The sequence below is a fragment of the Ferdinandcohnia sp. GQ5 genome (genome assembly GCF_059759275.1).
In genome coordinates, this window is record NZ_JCAXEW010000001.1 from 1 (window position 1) to 20,826 (window position 20,826).

General features: G+C 36.5%; 20 protein-coding genes. All 20 read left to right on the top strand.

Annotated elements, in window-relative coordinates:
- Positions 1–145 precede the first annotated feature (145 nt).
- The 20 genes from yfmF (at position 146) to AC6CHV_RS00100 (ending at position 20,731) form a co-directional block, all read left to right on the top strand.
- Positions 146–1,426 carry an EF-P 5-aminopentanol modification-associated protein YfmF gene (gene yfmF, locus AC6CHV_RS00005; protein ID WP_341333546.1) on the top strand — a complete coding sequence of 427 codons (1,281 nt, stop codon included), beginning with the start codon at positions 146–148 and terminating at the stop codon, positions 1,424–1,426.
- Complete coding sequence (gene yfmH / locus AC6CHV_RS00010) at positions 1,426–2,715, top strand: EF-P 5-aminopentanol modification-associated protein YfmH (RefSeq protein ID WP_341331845.1); 1,290 nt, start codon at positions 1,426–1,428, stop codon at positions 2,713–2,715. Before yfmF ends, yfmH begins: the two co-directional genes overlap by 1 nt.
- Positions 2,716–2,765: 50 nt before the next feature.
- On the top strand, positions 2,766–3,491 hold the full coding sequence (ymfI, locus tag AC6CHV_RS00015) for an elongation factor P 5-aminopentanone reductase (RefSeq protein WP_341331844.1): 726 nt from the start codon (positions 2,766–2,768) through the stop codon (positions 3,489–3,491).
- 98 nt (positions 3,492–3,589) lie between these two features.
- A complete protein-coding gene (locus AC6CHV_RS00020) occupies positions 3,590–3,832 on the top strand; it encodes a DUF3243 family protein (protein ID WP_121446636.1) in 243 nt (80 codons plus the stop codon).
- A 175-nt stretch (positions 3,833–4,007) separates the two neighbouring features.
- Positions 4,008–4,793 carry a DUF3388 domain-containing protein gene (locus AC6CHV_RS00025; RefSeq protein WP_121446637.1) on the top strand — a complete coding sequence of 262 codons (786 nt, stop codon included), beginning with the start codon at positions 4,008–4,010 and terminating at the stop codon, positions 4,791–4,793.
- Positions 4,794–4,891: 98 nt separating this feature from the next.
- Positions 4,892–5,800, top strand: a complete 909-nt coding sequence (locus AC6CHV_RS00030; protein ID WP_121446638.1) for a RodZ domain-containing protein — start codon at positions 4,892–4,894, stop codon at positions 5,798–5,800.
- Between the two features lie 89 nt (positions 5,801–5,889).
- Positions 5,890–6,468, top strand: a complete 579-nt coding sequence (pgsA, locus tag AC6CHV_RS00035) for a CDP-diacylglycerol--glycerol-3-phosphate 3-phosphatidyltransferase (RefSeq protein WP_121446639.1) — start codon at positions 5,890–5,892, stop codon at positions 6,466–6,468.
- A 17-nt stretch (positions 6,469–6,485) separates the two neighbouring features.
- Complete coding sequence (locus AC6CHV_RS00040) at positions 6,486–7,733, top strand: competence/damage-inducible protein A (RefSeq protein ID WP_341331843.1); 1,248 nt, start codon at positions 6,486–6,488, stop codon at positions 7,731–7,733.
- 93 nt (positions 7,734–7,826) lie between these two features.
- Entirely contained in the window at positions 7,827–8,741 is a 915-nt protein-coding gene (locus AC6CHV_RS00045) for a VOC family protein (RefSeq protein ID WP_440273779.1), read from the top strand.
- Positions 8,742–8,877: 136 nt separating this feature from the next.
- Positions 8,878–9,069 (top strand): hypothetical protein, encoded by a 192-nt coding sequence (locus AC6CHV_RS00050; protein WP_341331841.1) that lies wholly within the window; start codon positions 8,878–8,880, stop codon positions 9,067–9,069.
- Entirely contained in the window at positions 9,066–9,713 is a 648-nt protein-coding gene (locus AC6CHV_RS00055; RefSeq protein ID WP_498077829.1) for a DsbA family protein, read from the top strand. Before AC6CHV_RS00050 ends, AC6CHV_RS00055 begins: the two co-directional genes overlap by 4 nt.
- Before the next feature lie 269 nt (positions 9,714–9,982).
- Positions 9,983–11,023 (top strand): recombinase RecA, encoded by a 1,041-nt coding sequence (gene recA / locus AC6CHV_RS00060; RefSeq protein ID WP_121446644.1) that lies wholly within the window; start codon positions 9,983–9,985, stop codon positions 11,021–11,023.
- Positions 11,024–11,432: 409 nt separating this feature from the next.
- Entirely contained in the window at positions 11,433–12,995 is a 1,563-nt protein-coding gene (gene rny, locus AC6CHV_RS00065; protein ID WP_121446645.1) for a ribonuclease Y, read from the top strand.
- Positions 12,996–13,126: 131 nt separating this feature from the next.
- Positions 13,127–13,921, top strand: coding sequence for a 2',3'-cyclic-nucleotide 2'-phosphodiesterase (gene ymdB / locus AC6CHV_RS00070; protein WP_341331839.1), 795 nt, complete (start codon positions 13,127–13,129; stop codon positions 13,919–13,921).
- A gap of 321 nt (positions 13,922–14,242) precedes the next feature.
- Positions 14,243–14,503 (top strand): stage V sporulation protein SpoVS, encoded by a 261-nt coding sequence (gene spoVS / locus AC6CHV_RS00075; RefSeq protein ID WP_003211281.1) that lies wholly within the window; start codon positions 14,243–14,245, stop codon positions 14,501–14,503.
- Positions 14,504–14,611: 108 nt separating this feature from the next.
- Complete coding sequence (locus AC6CHV_RS00080) at positions 14,612–15,535, top strand: dipeptidase (protein ID WP_341331838.1); 924 nt, start codon at positions 14,612–14,614, stop codon at positions 15,533–15,535.
- Positions 15,536–15,860: 325 nt separating this feature from the next.
- Positions 15,861–17,612 carry a 2-oxoacid:acceptor oxidoreductase subunit alpha gene (locus AC6CHV_RS00085; RefSeq protein WP_440273780.1) on the top strand — a complete coding sequence of 584 codons (1,752 nt, stop codon included), beginning with the start codon at positions 15,861–15,863 and terminating at the stop codon, positions 17,610–17,612.
- Positions 17,599–18,465, top strand: coding sequence for a 2-oxoacid:ferredoxin oxidoreductase subunit beta (locus AC6CHV_RS00090; RefSeq protein WP_121446649.1), 867 nt, complete (start codon positions 17,599–17,601; stop codon positions 18,463–18,465). Before AC6CHV_RS00085 ends, AC6CHV_RS00090 begins: the two co-directional genes overlap by 14 nt.
- Positions 18,466–18,768: 303 nt before the next feature.
- Positions 18,769–20,298 (top strand): tRNA (N6-isopentenyl adenosine(37)-C2)-methylthiotransferase MiaB, encoded by a 1,530-nt coding sequence (miaB, locus tag AC6CHV_RS00095; RefSeq protein ID WP_498077830.1) that lies wholly within the window; start codon positions 18,769–18,771, stop codon positions 20,296–20,298.
- Position 20,299: 1 nt separating this feature from the next.
- Positions 20,300–20,731 carry a YlbF/YmcA family competence regulator gene (locus AC6CHV_RS00100; RefSeq protein ID WP_341331834.1) on the top strand — a complete coding sequence of 144 codons (432 nt, stop codon included), beginning with the start codon at positions 20,300–20,302 and terminating at the stop codon, positions 20,729–20,731.
- The last annotated feature ends 95 nt before the right edge of the window (positions 20,732–20,826 follow it).

Here is a 20,826-nt window from a genome sequence, read left to right on the forward strand (position 1 = left end):
TTTCTTTATTAAGAAAATTTTAGGAGACGAAACTTGAATTTATTACTAATTTGAGGTTATAGTGATTCTAAGATTAAAAATTAGTTTTGGTTAAAATATAGCCATATAGTGTTTTGCTATGACCAAAAAGGAGGCTATGTATAAGATGTTTTTATTGGATGAAAATGAGCATAAATTAAACGGCTTCACGCTCCATACGGTTAAAACAGATAAATTTAAAACGAATACAATTGTACTTAGAATGAAAGCCCCTCTGGAAGAGGAATATGTTACACAAAGAGCATTACTTCCATATGTATTGCAAAGTGAAACACCTAGCTACCCCTCAACAACGAGTTTACGTTCCTATTTAGATGAATTATATGGTGCTGTATTATATGTGGATCTTGCGAAAAAAGGAGAACACCATATTATTACCTTTTTCGTGGAAATAGCAAACGAACTATTTTTAAAAGACCAAACACCACTTCTTGATAAAGCAATCACTTTGTTGAAGGAAATTGTATTATCTCCAGTAACTGAAAATGGCGCTTTTAAAAGCACAGTCGTGGAAAAAGAAAAACGGAGCCTTAAACAACGAATTCAAGCTGTTTATGATGATAAGATGAGATATTCGAATTTACGTTTAGTTGAAGAAATGTGTAAGGATGAACCGTATCACCTCCATGTGAACGGAAGAATTGAAGATCTAGACAGCATATCAGCAGAATCTCTATACACCTATTATCAAAAAGCATTGGCTGAAGATGAGATTGACTTATATATAATCGGGAACATTGAACCTGAAAAGGTAAAAGAAGTCGTCTCATCTACATTCACGTTTTCTGAGCGCAATACACGTCCTGAAATTGAAACTAAAACCAAGCAGGTTGAAACAGTTAATGAAGTAATCGAAAACCAAGACGTAAAACAAGGTAAACTCAATATTGGCTACCGGACAAATACAACTTTTAGTGACCCAGACTATGATGCACTTCAAGTGTTTAACGGAATTTATGGTGGTTTTTCACACTCAAAATTATTTATAAATGTCCGAGAAAAAGAAAGCCTTGCATACTATGCTGCATCTAGGGTGGAAAGTCATAAGGGTCTTCTTATGGTGATGTCCGGTATTGATGTAAATAATTATGACCGAGCAGTAACCATTATTAAAGAACAAATGAAAGCAATGATTGATGGTGATTTTACAGAGGAAATCCTAGCTCAAACAAAAGCGGTCATCCGAAATCAGTTACTTGAAACAATCGATACATCCCGTGGTATCGCTGAAGTTTTATATCATAATGTTATTTCTCAGAAATCAAGAAGGCTTGAGGATTGGATAGCTGGAATTGAAGCAGTCACAAAGGAGCAAGTAGTTAATGTTGCCAAGAAAGTTGAACTTGATACGATTTACTTCCTTACTGGATTGGAGGGGCGGTCATAATGGATAAAATCACATTTGATCAACTTCAAGAGGTACTTTTTCACGAGAAGCTTGATAATGGTCTTAACGTCTACATCCTGCCTAAAAAAGGATTTAATAAAACATATGCAACATTCACGACTAATTATGGTTCAGTTGATAACCAATTTGTACCATTAGGGAAAACTGAATTAACTACAGTACCTGATGGGATCGCTCATTTTTTAGAGCACAAGTTATTTGAAAAAGAAGATGGAGATGTGTTTCAGGACTTTAGTAAACAGGGTGCCTCTGCGAATGCTTTCACTTCATTCACAAGAACAGCCTATCTTTTTTCGAGTACATCCAATGTTGAACTAAATCTAGAAACATTAATTGACTTTGTCCAAAGTCCTTATTTTACTGAAAAAACAGTTGAAAAGGAAAAAGGCATCATCGGTCAAGAAATAACAATGTACGATGATAACCCTGACTGGAGACTTTATTTCGGTGTAATTGAAAATATGTACAAAAATCATCCGGTCCGAATTGATATTGCTGGAACCATTGATTCCATTGCCAAAATTACAAAAGATATGCTCTATGAGTGCTATGAAACCTTTTATCATCCGAGTAATATGGTTCTATTTGTTGTTGGTCCGATTGACCCAGAAAAAATAATGGCGCAAATCAAATCTAATCAAGCCAAAAAAGATTATCAAGACCAGTCTGAAATCGAACGTCATTTTGAAGACGAACCAATTGAAGTAAACGAAAAGAAGAAAGTTCTAGAAATGAACGTCCAATCTTCAAAGTGTATGGTTGGTGTGAAGGCCTTAAATCCTTCACGTAAAGGTGATGAATTACTTAAACAGGAATTATCGATGACCATTCTCTTGGATTGGCTATTTGGAAAGAGTTCTAAGCATTATCAAGCATTGTATGATGAAGGCTTAATAGATGATACTTTCTCATATGATTACACAGAAGAACAAGGTTTTGGTTTTGCAATTGTGGGAGGAGATACCTCTAAACCCGATGAATTATCAGCAAAATTACGTAATATTATGCTCTCAAGTAAAAAACAAGGTATCACTTCTGAAGAATTGGACCGTGTTAAAAAGAAAAAGATTGGAGCATTTTTACGCTCTTTAAACTCACCTGATTATATTGCAAACCAGTTTACAAGATATGCATTTAATGATATGAATTTATTTGATGTTGTTCCTGTAATGGAAAGTCTAACTGTTGATGATATTACGAAAATTGGGAATGAAATCTTTGATGAAGTAAGAATGACAGAATGTCAGGTTATTCCTAAAAAGAAGTAAATGCTAAAGCATCCTTTTCCAAAAGGATGCTTTTTTAAGGGGAAATGAATATGAAAAAATATGCATTAATCACAGGTGCGAGTGGAGGAATCGGAAGTGCTATTGCAAAAGAAGTTGCCAATCTAGGTTATTCGTTATATTTACATTACAACGAAAATGAAAAGGCAGTGAAGAGTTTAGCGGAAGAATTGGTGAGCAAAGGTGTAGAATCATATCTGGTAAATGCTGATTTAAGTCAAAGAACCAGTGCTGAATCTGTGGTAACTCAAATACAGCATCCAATTGACACCATTGTTCATAATTCAGGGAAAAGTGTGTTTGGATTAATGACTGATTTTAATCAAAAAACGGTCGATCAAATGGTGCAGCTTCATGTAACTACACCTTATATGTTAACGCAAGCCCTACTTCCAACTATGATAACGAAGAAAAGCGGGAATATCATCGTTATATCTTCAATTTGGGGACTAACGGGGGCATCTTGTGAAGTGCTTTATTCCATGGTAAAGGGTGGCCAACTCTCGTTTGTAAAAGCATTAGCGAAGGAAGTTGCGTTAAGTGGAGTACGAGTGAATGCGGTCGCACCTGGTGCGATTAATACGAACATGCTACAGGAGTTCACTGAAGAGGATTTACAAGGTATAAGTGGAGAGATTCCAATGGGAAGAATAGGTGAACCAATTGAGGTAGCAAATACGGTTGGTTTTTTACTCTCCGACAAGGCTTCTTATATCACTGGACAGGTTTTGTCTGTAAATGGTGGTTGGCATTGTTAGTTTATGTACAAGTGTAAAACAAGTCAAAAATTTTAATGAATAATTTACCTTACAATCGACAAACTAACATTGTATTAACCTTATAAGGAGGGTCACTTATGTCAGTACTAGACAATTTTGAAGAGTGGAAAGATTTTTTAGGTGATCGCTTGCAGCATGCTAAATCTGAGGGAATGGATGAACAAGTTATCAGTAATATGGCTCAACAATTAGGTGATTACCTAGCTAACGAAGTAGAGCCTAAAAATGCTCAAGAAAAAGTATTACGGGACCTTTGGACCGTTGCTTCTGAAGAAGAGCAACAAGCGATTGCAAATGTAATGATTAAACTTGTCCAATAGGTTTGGTAGTAGGTTGAATGCAGAGAGGATTTTCCTCTCTTTTTTATTTAAGTAAATTTCCCTTAAATTTTCTATGCCCCTCTATAAAATATGGATTGATTAGTTTATAATAATATTGATGCAATATTTCATAGTTGGAATTTTTAACCACGGATTGTATGAGGGGCTGGGACACTTGGAGAAAAAAGAGTGGTATTTGGAATATGAAATAGCAAAAAATCGCCCAGGACTCCTAGGGGATATTTCTTCCTTGCTAGGAATGCTTTCGATAAATATTGTTACAATAAATGGTGTAGACGATCGCAGAAGGGGCATGCTCTTATTAAGTGATAGCAATGAACAAATTGAGAGACTTGAATCAATTTTACATACAATGGATACGATAAACGTTACAAAGCTTAGGGAACCGAAGCTTCGAGATAAGCTTGCTGTTAGACATGGACGATATATTCAACGCGATGCTGATGATAAAAAAACATTCCGTTTTACGCGTGATGAATTGGGCTTGCTTGTTGATTTCATGGCAGAGTTGATTAAGCAAGAGGGGCATAAGTTGATTGGAATTCGGGGTATGCCAAGGGTCGGTAAGACCGAATCAGTTGTTGCTGCTAGTGTTTGTGCACATAAAAAGTGGTTGTTTGTGTCATCGACATTATTGAAACAAACGATGCGAAATGAATTAATTCAGGATGAATACAATGCTGATAATCTTTTTATTATTGACGGCATTGTTTCAACTAGAAGGGCAACTGAAAGGCATCTACAGCTTGTTAGGGAAATTATGAGACTGCCCGCTGTTAAATTAGTCGAGCATCCGGATATATTTGTACGTCATACAGAGTATACATTGAATGATTTTGACTATATTATTGAACTTCGAAATAATCCTGAAGAGGAAATTACATATGATATAGAAGACCAACAGTTTTCTAGTTCTGATTTTTCCGGTTTTAATTTTTGAATTTATTATGAATTAATCCTTTACTGAAAATGAGAAAAATGCTAGTATTATGAACGCGAATAGACCAATAGGTATCCCGGAATTGGTAGGTGAAATAAATGACTGAATTAGGATCTCGGCTTAAAGAAGCTAGAGAGCAAAAAGATTTAAGCCTTGATGATTTACAGCAAATTACAAAAATCCAAAAAAGGTATTTGGTTGGGATTGAAGAAGGAAATTATAATGTTATGCCAGGTAAATTCTATGTCCGTGCATTTATTAAGCAATATGCTGAGGCTGTTGGACTTAACCCTGAAGAATTATTTGAAGAGTACAAGTCAGAAATCCCTGGTACATATAACGATGAAATTCCTGAACAAATATCAAGAGTCCAATCAAGAAGACAAATTTCTACCACAAATTCGAAAATTGTTGATAAAGTACCAATCATCATATTGGCTCTTTTTCTTCTTGGTGGCGCAATGACAATCTACTGGTTTGTTTCTAAAAAGGATGTTGCCGAAGAACCAGAAACACAACTAGAGAGTCAGGAAACGGAATATGAAGAATCAAATGAGCCGCCTCCTGTTAAAGATCAACAAAAAGAAGACTCTAAAGAAGAGGAACAGGTTGCAGGTGAAACAGATAATACCCCTTCAAAAGAAGAGGAATCTGTGGAAGAAACTCCTGCCCAAGAGCTTGTAGAGGTTGAAAAACAATCGAGTACTGCAACCTTTGAGTTGAAAAATGCAGATTCATTTAAGGTGAAAGTAACGGCGGCTGATGCTGGTCAATCATGGGTCACACTTCAAAATCGTCAAAACGAAAGATTTATTTATGAAACCATTGCGAATGGTGCAACAAAAGAAGTTGATTTAACAAATCAATCTGAAGTGATTTTAACAGTTGGAAGGTCGTCTGATCTTCAAGTCGAAATCAATGGGGAACCTTTTACGTATCCGTTTGATACAGGCCAAATTGTTCGTCAAATAATTACGATAAAGTATACTCCAGGAACTGAAGAATAACAAAAGTCATCATTATGATGGCTTTTTGTTTCGTATAGGTGGTATTATCACTATTATAAGAATTTAGTAAATGTTGGAGGTATAAGATTGTGAATTTACCAAATAAGATTACAGTAGCAAGAATTTGCTTAATTCCACTTTTTTTAATTGTCATGTTTGTTCCGTTTGGATGGGGTGATGTTGGGATTGGCTCAATGTCCATACCAGTTGCCCATTTAGTTGGAGCGATTATTTTTATAGTTGCTTCTAGTACTGATTGGATTGACGGTCACTTGGCAAGAAAGCATAACTTAGTAACGAACCTTGGAAAGTTTTTAGACCCTCTTGCAGATAAGTTACTTGTATCAGCTGCATTAGTTAGTTTAGTTCAGTTTGGACTAGCACCTGCCTGGATGGTTGTAATTATTATTAGTAGGGAATTTGCTGTAACTGGCTTACGTTTATTATTAGCCGAAGGCGGAGAGGTTTCAGCTGCAAAAATGCTCGGGAAAATAAAAATGTGGGCTCAAGTAGTAGCTGTTTCTGCATTATTATTACATAACTGGCCGTTTGAATTTCTTTCTATCCCATTTGACATGATTGCCCTCTGGGTAGCAGTTATATTTACAATTGTGTCTGGTTGGGATTATTTTGCGAAAAACAAAGGTGTCTTTGCAAACTCTAAATAGGATGGAGTGGTATTTCAATGAATGCTGAAATAATTGCTGTAGGTTCTGAGCTTCTTTTAGGTCAAATCGCAAATACGAATGCGCAGTTTCTTTCCAAACAGCTAGCTGAGCTTGGAATCAATGTGTATTACCATACAGTTGTTGGAGATAATCCCAACCGTTTAGAGGACGCAATAAAAATCTCTCAATCTCGTTCGGATTTAATCATTTTTACTGGTGGTTTGGGGCCTACCAAGGATGATTTAACAAAAGAAACAATTGCAAGGGTATTAGGAAAACAGCTTATATTTGATGAAGCAGCCTTACGGAGTATTGAAGATTACTTTAAGAAAACAAATCGCCATATGACCGAGAATAATAAAAAACAAGCACTTGTACTTGAGGGTTCTGAAATCCTTCCAAATGACCATGGGATGGCTCCTGGAATGGGATTTGAAGTTGATAAGATTACATATTTGCTCTTTCCTGGACCTCCCAAAGAGCTGAATCCAATGTTCCTATCATATGGTGCACCATTCTTATTAAGATCACTGGGTGTTGTTGAACGAATTGAATCTAGGGTGCTGCGTTTCTTCGGGATTGGCGAATCACAACTTGAAACAGAGATTGAAGATTTAATTGACAATCAAACAAACCCTACAATAGCCCCATTGGCTGGCGATGGTGAAGTTACACTTAGACTTACTGCTAAACACAACTCGCTAGATGTTGCAAATCAACTGCTAGATCATACAGAGGCTGAAATAGTAAAAAGAGTAGGGAAGTTCTTATATGGGTATGACTCGACTTCCCTAGTAAATGAACTCATGAATAAGCTTAAAACTTCAAAGCTTACAATTGCAAGTGCGGAAAGTTTAACTGGTGGCTTATTTGTTGAGGAGCTTACCAATCTAGCGGGTTCGTCAGCAGTTGTGAAGGGTGGAATAGTTTGCTATACAAACGAAGTAAAAGAACAGGTGCTGCATGTAAAGAAAGAAACCCTAGATACAGAAGGTGCTGTTAGCAGTTCTACAGCAGAACAACTAGCGAAGAACATAAAGAAACTTTTAAAAGCTGATATAGGGATTAGTTTTACAGGTGTAGCAGGTCCAAGTGAGTCGGAAGGAAAGCCAGTAGGGACAGTATATATTGGGATTTCTTATTTAGATCAACCGACTAAGGTATTTCCGTTGCAATTAGCGGGTTCCCGTAAAGGAATTCGAACTAGAACGGTTAAATATGGTTTTTATTATTTACTGCAATTATTAAATGAACAGAGAAACTGATTTTTTGCTTTAACAAGACGATCCTGGTGGATCGTTTTTTTTATAGAATCAAATGAGGTAATATATAGAGAAAAAGATGAAGGAGAAAAGACAATGATACGAACTAACCAACAAATCGTTCCACATTTATGGTATGACAAGGAGGCGAAAGAAGCAGCAGAGTTTTATGCTTCCGTTTTTCCAGACTCAAGAATTACAAATATAATAACACTTCACGATACACCTTCAGGAGATGCCGATTTAGTTTCATTTGAGCTGTTAGGACAGAAGTTTATGGCAATAAGTGCTGGACCTTTTTTTAAATTCAATCCATCGATATCATTCTTTGTCAATTTTGATCCTGCACAAGAAAAAGACGCAAGCGAGAAGATGAATGAAGTGTGGATCAAATTATCTGAAGGTGGTATGGTATTAATGCCACTTGATAAGTATTCATTTAGTGAGAAATATGGCTGGGTTCAAGATAAGTTTGGTTTGTCATGGCAGTTAAATCTCACCAATCCAGAAGGTGAGAAACGGCCTTCAATCGTGCCTTCGTTATTGTTTGTTGGAGATAAGTGTGGAAAAGCCGAGGAGGCAATTAATTATTATTTATCGGTATTTAAGAACTCAGAGCAGGGCCAAATCGTCCGCTATCCTCAGAATATGGAACCTAATCGAGAAGGAACAATCATGTTTTCTGATTTCATGCTTGAGAACCAGTGGTTTGCCGCAATGGACAGTGCTGAAGAACATAAATTCAATTTCAACGAAGCAATCTCGTTTATGGTTTATTGTGATACACAAGAAGAAATTGATTATTATTGGGAAAAGCTGTCTTCGGTTCCAGAAGCCGAGCAATGTGGCTGGTTGAAAGATTTGAATGGATTGTCATGGCAAATTGTACCTCGAGAAATGGACAAGATGATGAGCAGTGGTAGACCTGAACAAATTGCACGTGTTAATATGGCAATTCTAAAAATGAAAAAACTAGATCTTGAAGAGATACAGAAAGTATACAAGGATTAATGTAAATACAACAAGTAACATATTTGTTTAGAAGCGCTAGTTCATGTTTATTAGACTTACATCTCAGTTCAATTATTAGAAATCAAATGATATATCATTTACAATAATCATATTGTTTGAAAAGGAGGAATACATGATGTTAAATGACAAGCAGTTTAAATCTGAAGCATCCTCAACAGATGGCAAAGATGTTAATGGGGCATTTAAAGAACTAAATGGCATAAAGAAATTAATAAGCTTAGACTTTGACAATTCCTCAGGATTCGTCTGTGATATTAATACTGGAATTTGTGGTCCCGTAAATCAAAAGAAAGAGGGAAAAGAATGAAAATAACAATTTGGTCAGATTTTGTATGTCCGTTCTGTTTTATAGGGGAGTCCCATTTGGATAAAGCATTAGAAAATTTTACACATGCAAAAGAAGTTGAAATAGAATATAAAAGCTTTCTACTTATGCCAGATGCGAAATACGTTCCTGGTCAAAATTATGCTGAAACCTTTTCTAGTATGAAGGGAGTTCCATTAGAACAGGCTGAAGTAATGCTTAAACAAGTGACAGACATGGCCAAAAATTCTGGTGTTGAGATCAACTACGATACAGCTAAACTTACAAGCACATATGATGCACATCGTGTTTTTCAATATGCAAAGGAGCAAGGGAAAGGTAATGAGTTTTTCAATCGTTTCTATGCGGCCCATTTTACAGAAGGTGAAATCTTAAGCGACACAGATACAGTAGTTCGTTTGGCTGAAGAGGTAGGTCTTGATGGAGCACAAGTACGTAAAATTATGGAAAGTAAAGAACATACTGACCAGGTGACGAATGACATCTCTGAGGCACGGTCGGTTGGTGTACAAGGTGTTCCTTTCTTTGTTATTGATAACAAGTATGCTGTTTCTGGTGCTCAACCAGTTGAAGTGTTTAATCAAGTTCTAGATAAGGTATGGGATGAAGAGCATTCCAATAAATAGAATGATTAAGTTGTAATATTTATAAAAATGGCGTAAGTGTGCAAATGCTTACGTCACTTTTTATTATTGATTAACTATTTATGAAGAGCTAAAATTCAAATTTGTTGGTTTCTATCTCTTTGAAAATATGATTTTTGACTATCAGAAATTGGATTAATGGGAAAAAACTATTAATAAAAATAAGCGAATAAATGTTCGACTTTTTGCTTGGCAAATCGAACAAAACATTGTATAGTAATAATAGTTTCACGAATAAAGGAGGAAATATAGTGAGTGATCGTCAAGCGGCCTTAGAAATGGCATTGAAGCAGATAGAGAAACAGTTTGGTAAGGGCTCAATCATGAAGCTTGGAGAACAAACAGATCGTAGAATTTCCACTATCTCAAGTGGTTCACTAGCAGTAGACGTAGCATTAGGTGTTGGAGGATATCCAAGAGGACGGATAATTGAAATATATGGACCAGAAAGCTCTGGTAAAACAACGGTAGCACTTCATGCGATTGCTGAGGTACAAAAAACTGGTGGACAAGCGGCATTTATTGACGCGGAACATGCGCTTGATCCAGCATATGCACAAAAATTGGGTGTAAACATTGATGAACTATTATTATCGCAGCCTGACACTGGTGAACAAGCATTAGAAATAGCTGAAGCATTAGTACGTAGTGGTGCAGTCGATATTTTAGTAGTTGACTCTGTTGCTGCACTTGTTCCAAAAGCAGAAATCGAAGGTGAAATGGGAGATTCCCATATGGGTCTACAAGCCCGCCTAATGTCACAAGCATTACGTAAGCTTTCAGGTGCAATCAATAAATCAAATACAATTGCAATTTTCATTAACCAGGTCCGTGAAAAAATTGGGGTAATGTTCGGAAACCCAGAAACAACTCCAGGCGGACGCGCGCTCAAATTCTATTCTTCTGTAAGACTAGAGGTTCGTCGTGCGGAACAATTAAAACAAGGCAATGAACTTGTTGGTAATAGAACCAAAGTGAAGATTGTTAAGAATAAAGTAGCCCCACCATTTAAAACAGCCGAAGTAGACATTATGTACGGAGAAGGAATTTCAATTGAGGGCGAAATCATTGATATCGGTTCGGAACTTGATATCGTTCAAAAGAGTGGATCTTGGTATTCTTATAATGAAGAAAGAGTTGGCCAGGGGCGCGAAAATGCAAAACAATTCTTAAAAGAAAACCCAGATGTTCGAAATGAAATCCTTCAGCAAATTAGAAATCATTATGGACTTGACGGTGTTAAAGTAGCACCTGCTGATGAGGAACAAGAAGAGTTTGATTTACTAGACTAATCATCAAAGTTGAGGCACAGTTAATGTGTCTCTTCTTTATTTTCCCCATTAACTTACTTTTTTCAACACGATAGATAAACCTCATTATTTACCAAAAAGCCTTTATAATCACATGGTTACCCAATAAAATTTCCATTTTCATGTAATACTATTTCTGACAGGCCTTGACAATAAAAATTCACAGATTTACAATTAAAATGTATATTTTACATTTTGTTAGAATTAAAACGTTAGAAGCAAAACTCGGTTTGAGCTTTTGCTATTCAGACCCGGAGTAGTCTGAGCTGCTTTCGGTCGTAACCTAAGAATCTGATTAGCTTAAAAAGCCTTTGTGCTGTATATTGTAAAATGTACATGCCGACATTTTGATCTAGCAAGAAAAAGTTTATAGCAAGAGGAGGTGAAGAAGATGGATCCCATTTCTATAATCATCTCCGCTTTGTTTGGCCTAATCGTCGGTGCGATTGTTGGCTTTTATGTTCGTAAGTCTATTGCCGAAACTAAAATTGCTGGTGCAAAAAGTGTTGCCGAACAAATTATTGAAGATGCAAATAGAGAAGCAGATTCTTTAAAGAAGGAAGCACTGTTAGAGGCAAAGGATGAAATTCACAAACTTCGTACAGAGGCAGAAAAGGAAATCCGTGATCGAAGAAACGAACTACAAAAACAAGAAAATCGTTTATTGCAGAAAGAAGAGAACCTTGATCGTAAGGATGAAACATTAGATAAACGCGAATCCATGCTAGAAAAGAAAGAGGATTCTCTCGCTCAAAGACAACAGCATATTGAAGAGATGGAAAGCAAAGTGGAAGAAATGGTACACAAGCAACAAGCCGAACTTGAGCGAATCTCTAGCTTAACACGTGAAGAAGCAAAGCAAATCATCCTTGAACGTATTGAAAACGAGCTTTCCCATGATATAGCTATGATGGTAAAAGAAGCAGAAAATCGTGCAAAGGAAGAATCTGATAAGAAAGCAAAAGAAGTACTTTCTCTTGCTATTCAAAGATGTGCCGCTGATCATGTCGCAGAAACTACGGTATCTGTAGTTAACTTGCCTAATGATGAGATGAAGGGACGTATTATTGGAAGAGAAGGGCGAAATATACGTACACTTGAAACATTAACGGGTATTGACCTTATCATCGATGATACACCGGAGGCTGTTATTTTATCTGGCTTTGATCCAATTCGACGTGAAACAGCGAGAATCGCACTTGAAAAACTTGTTCAAGACGGACGTATTCACCCTGCACGTATTGAAGAAATGGTAGACAAATCAAGACGTGAAGTAGACGAATACATTCGTGAAGTGGGTGAACAAACAACCTTCGAGGTTGGTGTTCATGGACTCCATCCGGATTTAATTAAGATTTTAGGTCGCTTGAAGTATCGTACAAGCTACGGCCAAAATGTCTTAAAACACTCAATGGAAGTATCGTTCTTAGCAGGCTTAATGGCTGCTGAGTTAGGTGAAGATGAAACATTGGCTCGACGTGCTGGACTACTGCATGATATTGGTAAAGCAATTGACCATGAAGTGGAAGGTAGTCACGTTGAAATCGGTGTAGAACTCGCAACGAAATATAAAGAACATCCAGTTGTAATTAATAGTATTGCTTCCCACCATGGTGATACAGAACCAACATCAATTATAGCTGTATTGGTTGCAGCAGCCGATGCTTTATCTGCTGCAAGACCAGGTGCACGAAGTGAGACACTTGAAAACTATATCCGCCGTTTAGAAAAGCTAGAGGAAATTTCAGAGTCATATGAAGGCGTTGAAAAATCCTTTGCAATTCAAGCAGGACGTGAAGTTAGAATTATTGTAAAACCTGATGCAATCGATGACTTAAATGCACATCGATTAGCTCGTGACATCCGTAAACGAATCGAAGAAGAGTTGGATTATCCGGGCCATATTAAGGTTACTGTAATTCGTGAAACTAGAGCAGTTGAATACGCAAAATAAAAGTGGTCAATTTTTGACCACTTTTTTTATTTTATTAACAGGTACTTTGTTGAATTATTTCATAAATATCGACAAGGACATTGAGATTTTTTTGTTTTTGTGCTTCACTTTATAGTGAAAGGGGCTTTTACATGAAGATTTTATTTATAGGTGATGTCGTTGGCTCACCAGGAAGAGGCATGATTCGGGAATATCTTCCGAAACTTAAGGCAAAATTCCATCCAGCACTAACCATAATTAATGGGGAAAATGCAGCGTCTGGTAGGGGAATAACTAAGAAAATATATAATCAATTTTTAGAGAATGGTGCACAAGCCATTACATTAGGTAATCATACATGGGACAACAAAGATATCTTTGAGTTTATTGATACGGCTAAAAACATGATACGGCCTGCGAACTTCCCTGAAGGAACTCCGGGTCAAGGGATCATGTATAGCAAGGTAAATGGACAGGAGGTTGCCATAATTAATTTGCAAGGGCGCACATTTCTTCCAGCTATTGATGATCCATTTAAAAAGTGCGATGAGTTGATTGAGGAAGCAAAGAAGCGAACCTCCGTTATTTTTGTAGATTTTCATGCGGAAGCTACAAGTGAAAAAATCGCTATGGGCTGGTACCTTGATGGACGGGTAACAGCAGTTGTTGGCACGCATACACATGTTCAAACTGCTGATAACCGTGTATTGCCAAAAGGTACTGCATTTATCACTGACGTTGGAATGACTGGCCCGTACGATGGAATACTAGGGATGGATAAAGAAGCTGTGCTTCACAAATTTAAAACGGCATTACCTGTTCGTTTCGAAGTCGTTGAAGGAAGAACTCAATTAAACGGAGTACTTATTGATGTAGATCCTAAAAGTGGGACTGCTAAGGGCATTCAACGAATTCTTATTAATGATGATCATCCATTTTTTGATTAATTATTTCTGACCAAGGTATCAAAGAGATATCTTGGTTTTTTCTTGATTTCGCTAAGTTTTTGAATTTTTAGAAAAAGATTAGAAACAAGCAGGAATACTGGTAGTTTCTAGTGAATATAGTAGTTATGGGATCATTATTCGTTATTCAATTCAGACTCGGGTAATCCCTGGTTGAATAAAGCTAGCTTCTGGAAGGTTTGCGATTATTTTAAAAGTTAAGAGAGTATTAAAGCAAGATCGCAAATGTAACGGTGGTGATTCATTTGTATGGTTCTACCGGTCACTCAGGGAACATTGTAAAGAACAAGGAGGAAAGTAGAAATGGAAATATTAAAAGTTTCAGCAAAATCTAATCCTAACTCTGTAGCAGGGGCACTTGCGGGTGTTTTACGTGAGAGAGGAGCTGCAGAAATCCAAGCGATTGGTGCTGGTGCATTGAATCAGGCAGTGAAAGCAGTAGCGATAGCTAGAGGATTTGTGGCACCGAGTGGAGTGGACCTAATTTGTATTCCGGCGTTTACTGATATTCTAATTGATGGTGAAGAAAGAACGGCTATAAAATTAATCGTTGAACCACGATAATACTATGTACTTTTATATAAAGTGGTTAAGTAGTGGATAAGTGGCCTGTTTGTCGAATGTGACAGACAGGTATTTTTGTGTAAAATAAACGTAAAGGAGCTGATTTGTATGAAGATATTTGATGCCCATTCAGATGTTTTATATAAAATGTGGATGGACCCTACTATTGATTTTGCAAATTCAACAAAATTACATATTAACTACAATCAATTAAAAGCATCTGGCAGCAAAGTGCAAAGTTTTGCGATATACATCCCAGAAGAAGTAAACCCCGAAAGTCGATTTGAAGTGGCATTAGAGATGGTAGAAATTTTTTATAATAAAGTAGTTAAGCCCTCTCCTTTATTAAAGGTAGTAAGGACAAGAAATGATATTTTAGCTTTGAAAGAGGATGAAATTGGTGCTTTTTTAACGTTGGAAGGCTGCGATGCAATTGATCAAAGTATTGTAAAGTTACAAACTTTATTGAGGCTGGGAGTATCCTCTGTTGGCTTAACATGGAATTATGCCAACTTTGTCGCAGATGGCGTTGGTGAACCACGTGGAGCAGGGTTATCAAGTTTTGGTATAGAAGTTGTAAAAGAACACAATAAGGCATCAATATGGACAGATGTATCACATCTATCGGTAAAAGGATTTTGGGATGTCATGGAAGTGGCAGATTACCCAATTGCATCTCATTCAAATGCAATGACAATTTGTAATCACCGCCGTAATTTGCTAGACGAACAAATTCTAGCATTAATTAAAAAGAAAGGTATGATTGGAATAACGTTTGTCCCTCAATTTTTAAGCAATCGAGAAACAGCAACTATCGACGATGTAATCAGACATCTTGATTATATTTGTTCATTAGGCGGAGAAAATCATGTTGGATTTGGGTCTGATTTTGATGGAATAACAGATACAACTATTGGACTTGAAAACTTTTCAGGGTATGAAGGACTTGTAAACAGTTTGTTGAAATATTACTCTGAAATCCAAGTGAAAAAATTTTTGTATCAAAATTTTGTGGAGAATTTACCAGCATAAATTAATCATTTTATATTGGTTTAATCTAAAATTAATTGAAAAATAAAAAAATATGCATTTTTCACCATAATTTGCTTGCTAAGGGTTGCTTTTTTTCGTTGATAGGTCTAGAATTGAAAGCGTTTAGTACATATCCAACGATATAAAATTGGATAGCATTTTAGACTTCAAAATTGGAATTTTCTTCCTGATTTGTCGTAAGAAATGGTCCATTTTCATTCAATAGAATATACATATTACAATTCAATACAACTCAGTTGGAAAGTGCTATGCTTATAAATTAATAAAAATCTTATATATAACGTATTCCAAAGGGGTGTAAGTCATGATCAATCAACTTTCGTGGAAAGTTGGCGGACAACAAGGGGAAGGAATCGAGAGTACGGGGGAAATCTTTTCCATCGCTCTGAATCGTTTAGGTTACTATTTATACGGTTATCGTCACTTTTCATCACGTATTAAAGGTGGACATACAAATAACAAAATTCGTGTAAGTACAACTCAAGTTCGTGCAATATCTGATGATCTTGATATTTTAGTAGCTTTTGACCAAGAAACAATTGATTTTAATTTTCATGAGTTACGCGATGGCGGGGTAGTATTGGCAGATGCTAAATTCAAACCAACCATTCCTGAAAATACGAAAGTTCATCTGTATTCTGTTCCTTTTACTGAAATTGCAACTGAACTTGGCACGTCCCTAATGAAGAACATGGTCGCAATTGGAGCTACTAGCTCATTACTAGATCTTGATTTAAATGTGTATCTAAATGTGGTAGATGAAATCTTTGGACGTAAGGGACAGCAAGTTGTTGAGAAGAATATGGAAGCAATCAAAGCCGGTGCAGAATTCCTTACTAATCTACTTAGTGAAGATGTAATAATGAAATTAGATAAAGCAGACGGAAAGCAACGTATGTTCATGATTGGAAATGACGCTATCGCTCTGGGTGCTTTAGCGGGTGGAGCAAGATTTATGCCTGCATATCCAATCACACCAGCCTCTGAAATCATGGAATACTTAATTAGCAAGTTACCTGAATTTGGTGGAACAGTTATCCAAACAGAAGATGAAATTGCTGCATGTACAATGGCAATTGGATCTAACTACGCGGGTGTTCGTGCATTTACTGCATCTGCAGGGCCAGGATTATCGTTAATGATGGAATCAATCGGTTTATCAGGTATTACTGAAACACCGCTTGTTATTATTGATACACAACGTGGAGGTCCAAGTACTGGTCTTCCAACAAAGCAAGAGCAATCAGACTTACTAGCAATGATCTATGGTACACATGGTGAGATACCTAAGATTGTTATGGCTCCAAGTACTGTTCAGGAAGCATTCTATGACATTATTGAAGCATTTAATCTTGCAGAAGAATATCAGTGCCCGGTAATTTTCCTAACAGATTTACAGCTTTCATTAGGGAAGCAAACTGTTGAACCTCTTGATTATTCAAAAATTGAAATCAGACGTGGCAATCTGCTTCTTGATGACGAATTACCAGAATTAGAGAATAAAGAATACTTTAAACGCTATGAAGTTACAGAAAGTGGTATTTCTCCACGTGTTGTACCTGGTGTAAAGAATGGAATTCACCATGTAACTGGTGTTGAACATAACGAACAAGGTAAGCCATCTGAGGCTGCAAGCAACCGTAAGGATCAAATGGAGAAACGACTTAAAAAGACTAAAAATATTCGTTTCAATACACCTGTTCATAAAAACGCTAAACATGAAGAGGCGGACCTATTAGTTGTAGGTTTTAACTCAACTCGTGGTGCGATTGAAGAAGCGATGACTCGTCTTGAAAATGATGGTATTAAAGTGAATCATGCTCAAGTTCGTTTAATCCATCCTTTCCCAACTGAAGAAATTTTACCGTTAATTCAATCAGCTAAGAAAGTATTAGTGGTTGAAAATAATGCTACTGGTCAGCTCGCAAACATTATGAAGATGAATGTAGGACATGCAGACAAGATTACTAACTTCTTAAAATATGACGGTAATCCATTCCTACCTCATGAAGTTCACACAAAATGTAAGGAGTTGTTCGAATATGGCAACATTTAAAGACTTTCGGAATAATGTAAAACCTAACTGGTGTCCAGGATGTGGAGACTTCTCCGTACAAGCAGCGATTCAGCGTGCGGCTGCAAATGTTGGTCTTGAGCCTGAACAGCTAGCTGTGATTTCAGGGATAGGATGTTCTGGACGTATTTCTGGATATATCAATGCTTATGGATTGCACGGAATTCATGGCCGTTCTTTACCAATCGCTCAAGGTGTAAAAATGGCTAACCGTGATTTAACAGTCATTGCATCTGGTGGTGACGGTGACGGATATGCAATTGGGATGAGCCACACAATCCATGCAATTCGTCGTAATATAGACATCACATATATTGTTATGGATAACCAAATCTATGGTTTAACAAAAGGTCAAACTTCTCCAAGAAGTGAAATGGGCTTTAAAACAAAGAGCACTCCAAAAGGCTCTATCGAGTCTGCTCTTTCTGTCATGGAAATGGCATTAACAGCTGGTGCTACTTTTGTTGCACAAAGCTTCTCAACTGACCTTAAAGATTTAACAGCTCTAATCGAAGCTGGAATCAAGCACAAAGGTTTCTCTTTAATCAATGTGTTTAGCCCATGTGTAACTTATAATAAAGTCAATACATATGACTGGTTTAAAGAAAACCTAACAAAACTTGGCGATGTTGAGGGATATGATCCATCAGACCGTTCAGTAGCTATGCAAACGTTGATGAAGCATAATAGTCTTGTTACTGGGCTCATCTATCAAAATACAGAAAAGCCTTCTTATCAAGAACTTGTTCACGGTTATGGTGAAGCGCCGCTTGTACATGCAGACTTGAATTTAGATGAAGAAAAGTTTAATAAACTAGTTGCAGAATTTATGTAATACAAACAAAACCCTACTAAGAACGATTCTCTTAGTAGGGTTTTTAATATAGTTTCAGTCAAAATCGGCCTTATGGCTGCACGAGTCTTTTACAATTCTTTATATCTTTACTCGTTAATTGTTGAATGTTAAAATAGGCATGTGTGTCTGTTAGTAGAATTAGTTACTTAAAACTGCTAAAATTGTACATTTTTCTACATTTATACGGTTTTATTGTATTAATACTTGTTAAACCTTATACTAGTAAAATGGAATTTTATTTTTTTGAAAATGTAGTTTTTAGATAAAGAAAGGAGATACAACATGAACGAAAAACAACGTCTTGAAAGTACTCAAGTAAAACCTGCGGACAAAAAATCCGAAAAGGATTACAGTAAGTATTTTCAATCCGTTTACCAACCACCTTCTTTAAAGGATGCGAAGAAGCGCGGTAAAGAACAAGTCAATTACTTAAAAGAATTTTCGATTCCTGAGGACATGAAGAATGCAGGAAAAGGAAAACGCTTTTTAATCCGTACGTATGGCTGTCAAATGAATGAACATGATACGGAAATAATGGCTGGTATTTTTATGGAAATGGGCTATGAGCCAACTGAAAATACGAAGGATGCCGACATCATTTTACTTAATACATGTGCGATCCGTGAAAACGCTGAAAACAAAGTATTTGGTGAAATCGGTCATTTAAAACCTTTAAAACTTGAAAATCCTAATCTTTTAATTGGTGTTTGTGGATGTATGTCCCAAGAGGAATCAGTTGTGAATAAAATCCTTGAAAAACATCAATTCGTTGATATGATTTTCGGTACACATAATATTCATCGCCTACCTTATATTGTTAAAGAAGCTATGTTTAGTAAAGAGATGGTTGTTGAGGTTTGGTCTAAGGAAGGGGACATCATTGAAAACCTTCCAAAAGTACGTAAAGGAAATATCAAGGGTTGGGTAAACATTATGTATGGATGTGACAAATTCTGTACGTACTGTATCGTTCCATATACTCGTGGTAAGGAACGTAGCCGCCGCCCAGAGGATATTATTGAAGAAGTACGTCACTTAGCTAGACAAGGCTATCAAGAGATTACCTTACTTGGCCAAAACGTAAATGCGTATGGTAAAGATTTTGAAGATATGAAATATGGTTTAGGAGACTTAATGGACGAGTTACGTAAGATTGATATCCCGCGTATTCGTTTCACAACAAGTCACCCTCGTGATTTCGATGATCATTTAATTTCAGTGCTCGCTAAAGGTGGAAATCTTATGGAGCACATTCATCTCCCAGTACAATCTGGAAGCTCACAAGTATTAAAATTAATGTCACGTAAATACACAAGAGAAACATATTTAGAGCTAGTTCGCAAAATGAAAGAACAAATTCCGAACGCTTCATTTACAACTGATATCATTGTTGGTTTCCCAAATGAAACGGATGAACAGTTCGAAGAGACACTTTCCTTATATAAAGAAGTAGAATTTGATTCGGCTTATACCTTCATATATTCACCACGTGAAGGAACTCCAGCTGCCAAAATGGAAGATAATATTCCAATGGAAGTTAAAAAGGAAAGACTTCAACGTCTCAACGCACTTGTTAATGAGATTTCTGCAAAGAAAAACCTTGCCTACAAAGGTCAAACAGTAGAAGTTCTTGTTGAAGGTGAAAGTAAAAACAATCCAGAAGTACTTGCTGGATATACAAGTAAAAATAAATTGGTTAACTTCAAAGGTCCAAAATCTGCAATTGGTAAAATTGTAAAAGTGAAAATTATCCAAGCAAAGACATGGACACTAGATGGAGAAATGATCGAAGAAGCGGTAGAGGTGAACTAAAATGGCACAATTTACAAAAGAACAAATCGTAGAACGCGCAACAGAACTAGCAAAAATGATTGCAGAAACACAAGAGGTTGACTTTTTTAAGCGTGCAGAAGCACAAATAAACCAGAATAAAAAAGTTCAAGAAATTATTGATAGCATCAAAAGCTTACAGAAACAAGCAGTTAATTTTCAGCATTTTGGAAAGTCTGAAGCATTAAAACAAGTTGAAGAAAAGATTGATAATCTTCAAGCAGAACTAGATAGTATTCCGGTTGTAGAAGAATTTAAGAATTCACAGATTGAAGTGAATGATCTTTTACAGCTTGTGGCACATACCATTTCTAACAATGTAACTAATCAGATTATTACATCTACTGGTGGAGATTTGTTAGCGGGAGAAACTGGCTCAAAAGTGAATAACAATAAGGGCTGTGGCTGCCACTAATTAATAAAAAGACAAAAGCTTAAGCTTTTGTCTTTTTTTATTTGTAAAGCATGTCTCTCATCAGGTTTTATTTTTTGCTTGTACGGCTTTGAAAA

What these genes read in the sequence shown, in the direction of transcription:
- yfmF (WP_341333546.1), top strand. Translation starts at nt 146, where the DNA reads ATGTTTTTATTGGATGAAAATGAGCATAAATTAAACGGCTTCACGCTC.
- yfmH (WP_341331845.1), top strand. Translation starts at nt 1,426, where the DNA reads ATGGATAAAATCACATTTGATCAACTTCAAGAGGTACTTTTTCACGAG.
- ymfI (WP_341331844.1), top strand. Translation starts at nt 2,766, where the DNA reads ATGAAAAAATATGCATTAATCACAGGTGCGAGTGGAGGAATCGGAAGT.
- AC6CHV_RS00020 (WP_121446636.1), top strand. Translation starts at nt 3,590, where the DNA reads ATGTCAGTACTAGACAATTTTGAAGAGTGGAAAGATTTTTTAGGTGAT.
- AC6CHV_RS00030 (WP_121446638.1), top strand. Translation starts at nt 4,892, where the DNA reads ATGACTGAATTAGGATCTCGGCTTAAAGAAGCTAGAGAGCAAAAAGAT.
- AC6CHV_RS00040 (WP_341331843.1), top strand. Translation starts at nt 6,486, where the DNA reads ATGAATGCTGAAATAATTGCTGTAGGTTCTGAGCTTCTTTTAGGTCAA.
- AC6CHV_RS00045 (WP_440273779.1), top strand. Translation starts at nt 7,827, where the DNA reads ATGATACGAACTAACCAACAAATCGTTCCACATTTATGGTATGACAAG.
- AC6CHV_RS00050 (WP_341331841.1), top strand. Translation starts at nt 8,878, where the DNA reads ATGTTAAATGACAAGCAGTTTAAATCTGAAGCATCCTCAACAGATGGC.
- AC6CHV_RS00055 (WP_498077829.1), top strand. Translation starts at nt 9,066, where the DNA reads ATGAAAATAACAATTTGGTCAGATTTTGTATGTCCGTTCTGTTTTATA.
- rny (WP_121446645.1), top strand. Translation starts at nt 11,433, where the DNA reads ATGGATCCCATTTCTATAATCATCTCCGCTTTGTTTGGCCTAATCGTC.
- ymdB (WP_341331839.1), top strand. Translation starts at nt 13,127, where the DNA reads ATGAAGATTTTATTTATAGGTGATGTCGTTGGCTCACCAGGAAGAGGC.
- spoVS (WP_003211281.1), top strand. Translation starts at nt 14,243, where the DNA reads ATGGAAATATTAAAAGTTTCAGCAAAATCTAATCCTAACTCTGTAGCA.
- AC6CHV_RS00080 (WP_341331838.1), top strand. Translation starts at nt 14,612, where the DNA reads ATGAAGATATTTGATGCCCATTCAGATGTTTTATATAAAATGTGGATG.
- AC6CHV_RS00085 (WP_440273780.1), top strand. Translation starts at nt 15,861, where the DNA reads ATGATCAATCAACTTTCGTGGAAAGTTGGCGGACAACAAGGGGAAGGA.
- AC6CHV_RS00090 (WP_121446649.1), top strand. Translation starts at nt 17,599, where the DNA reads ATGGCAACATTTAAAGACTTTCGGAATAATGTAAAACCTAACTGGTGT.
- miaB (WP_498077830.1), top strand. Translation starts at nt 18,769, where the DNA reads ATGAACGAAAAACAACGTCTTGAAAGTACTCAAGTAAAACCTGCGGAC.
- AC6CHV_RS00100 (WP_341331834.1), top strand. Translation starts at nt 20,300, where the DNA reads ATGGCACAATTTACAAAAGAACAAATCGTAGAACGCGCAACAGAACTA.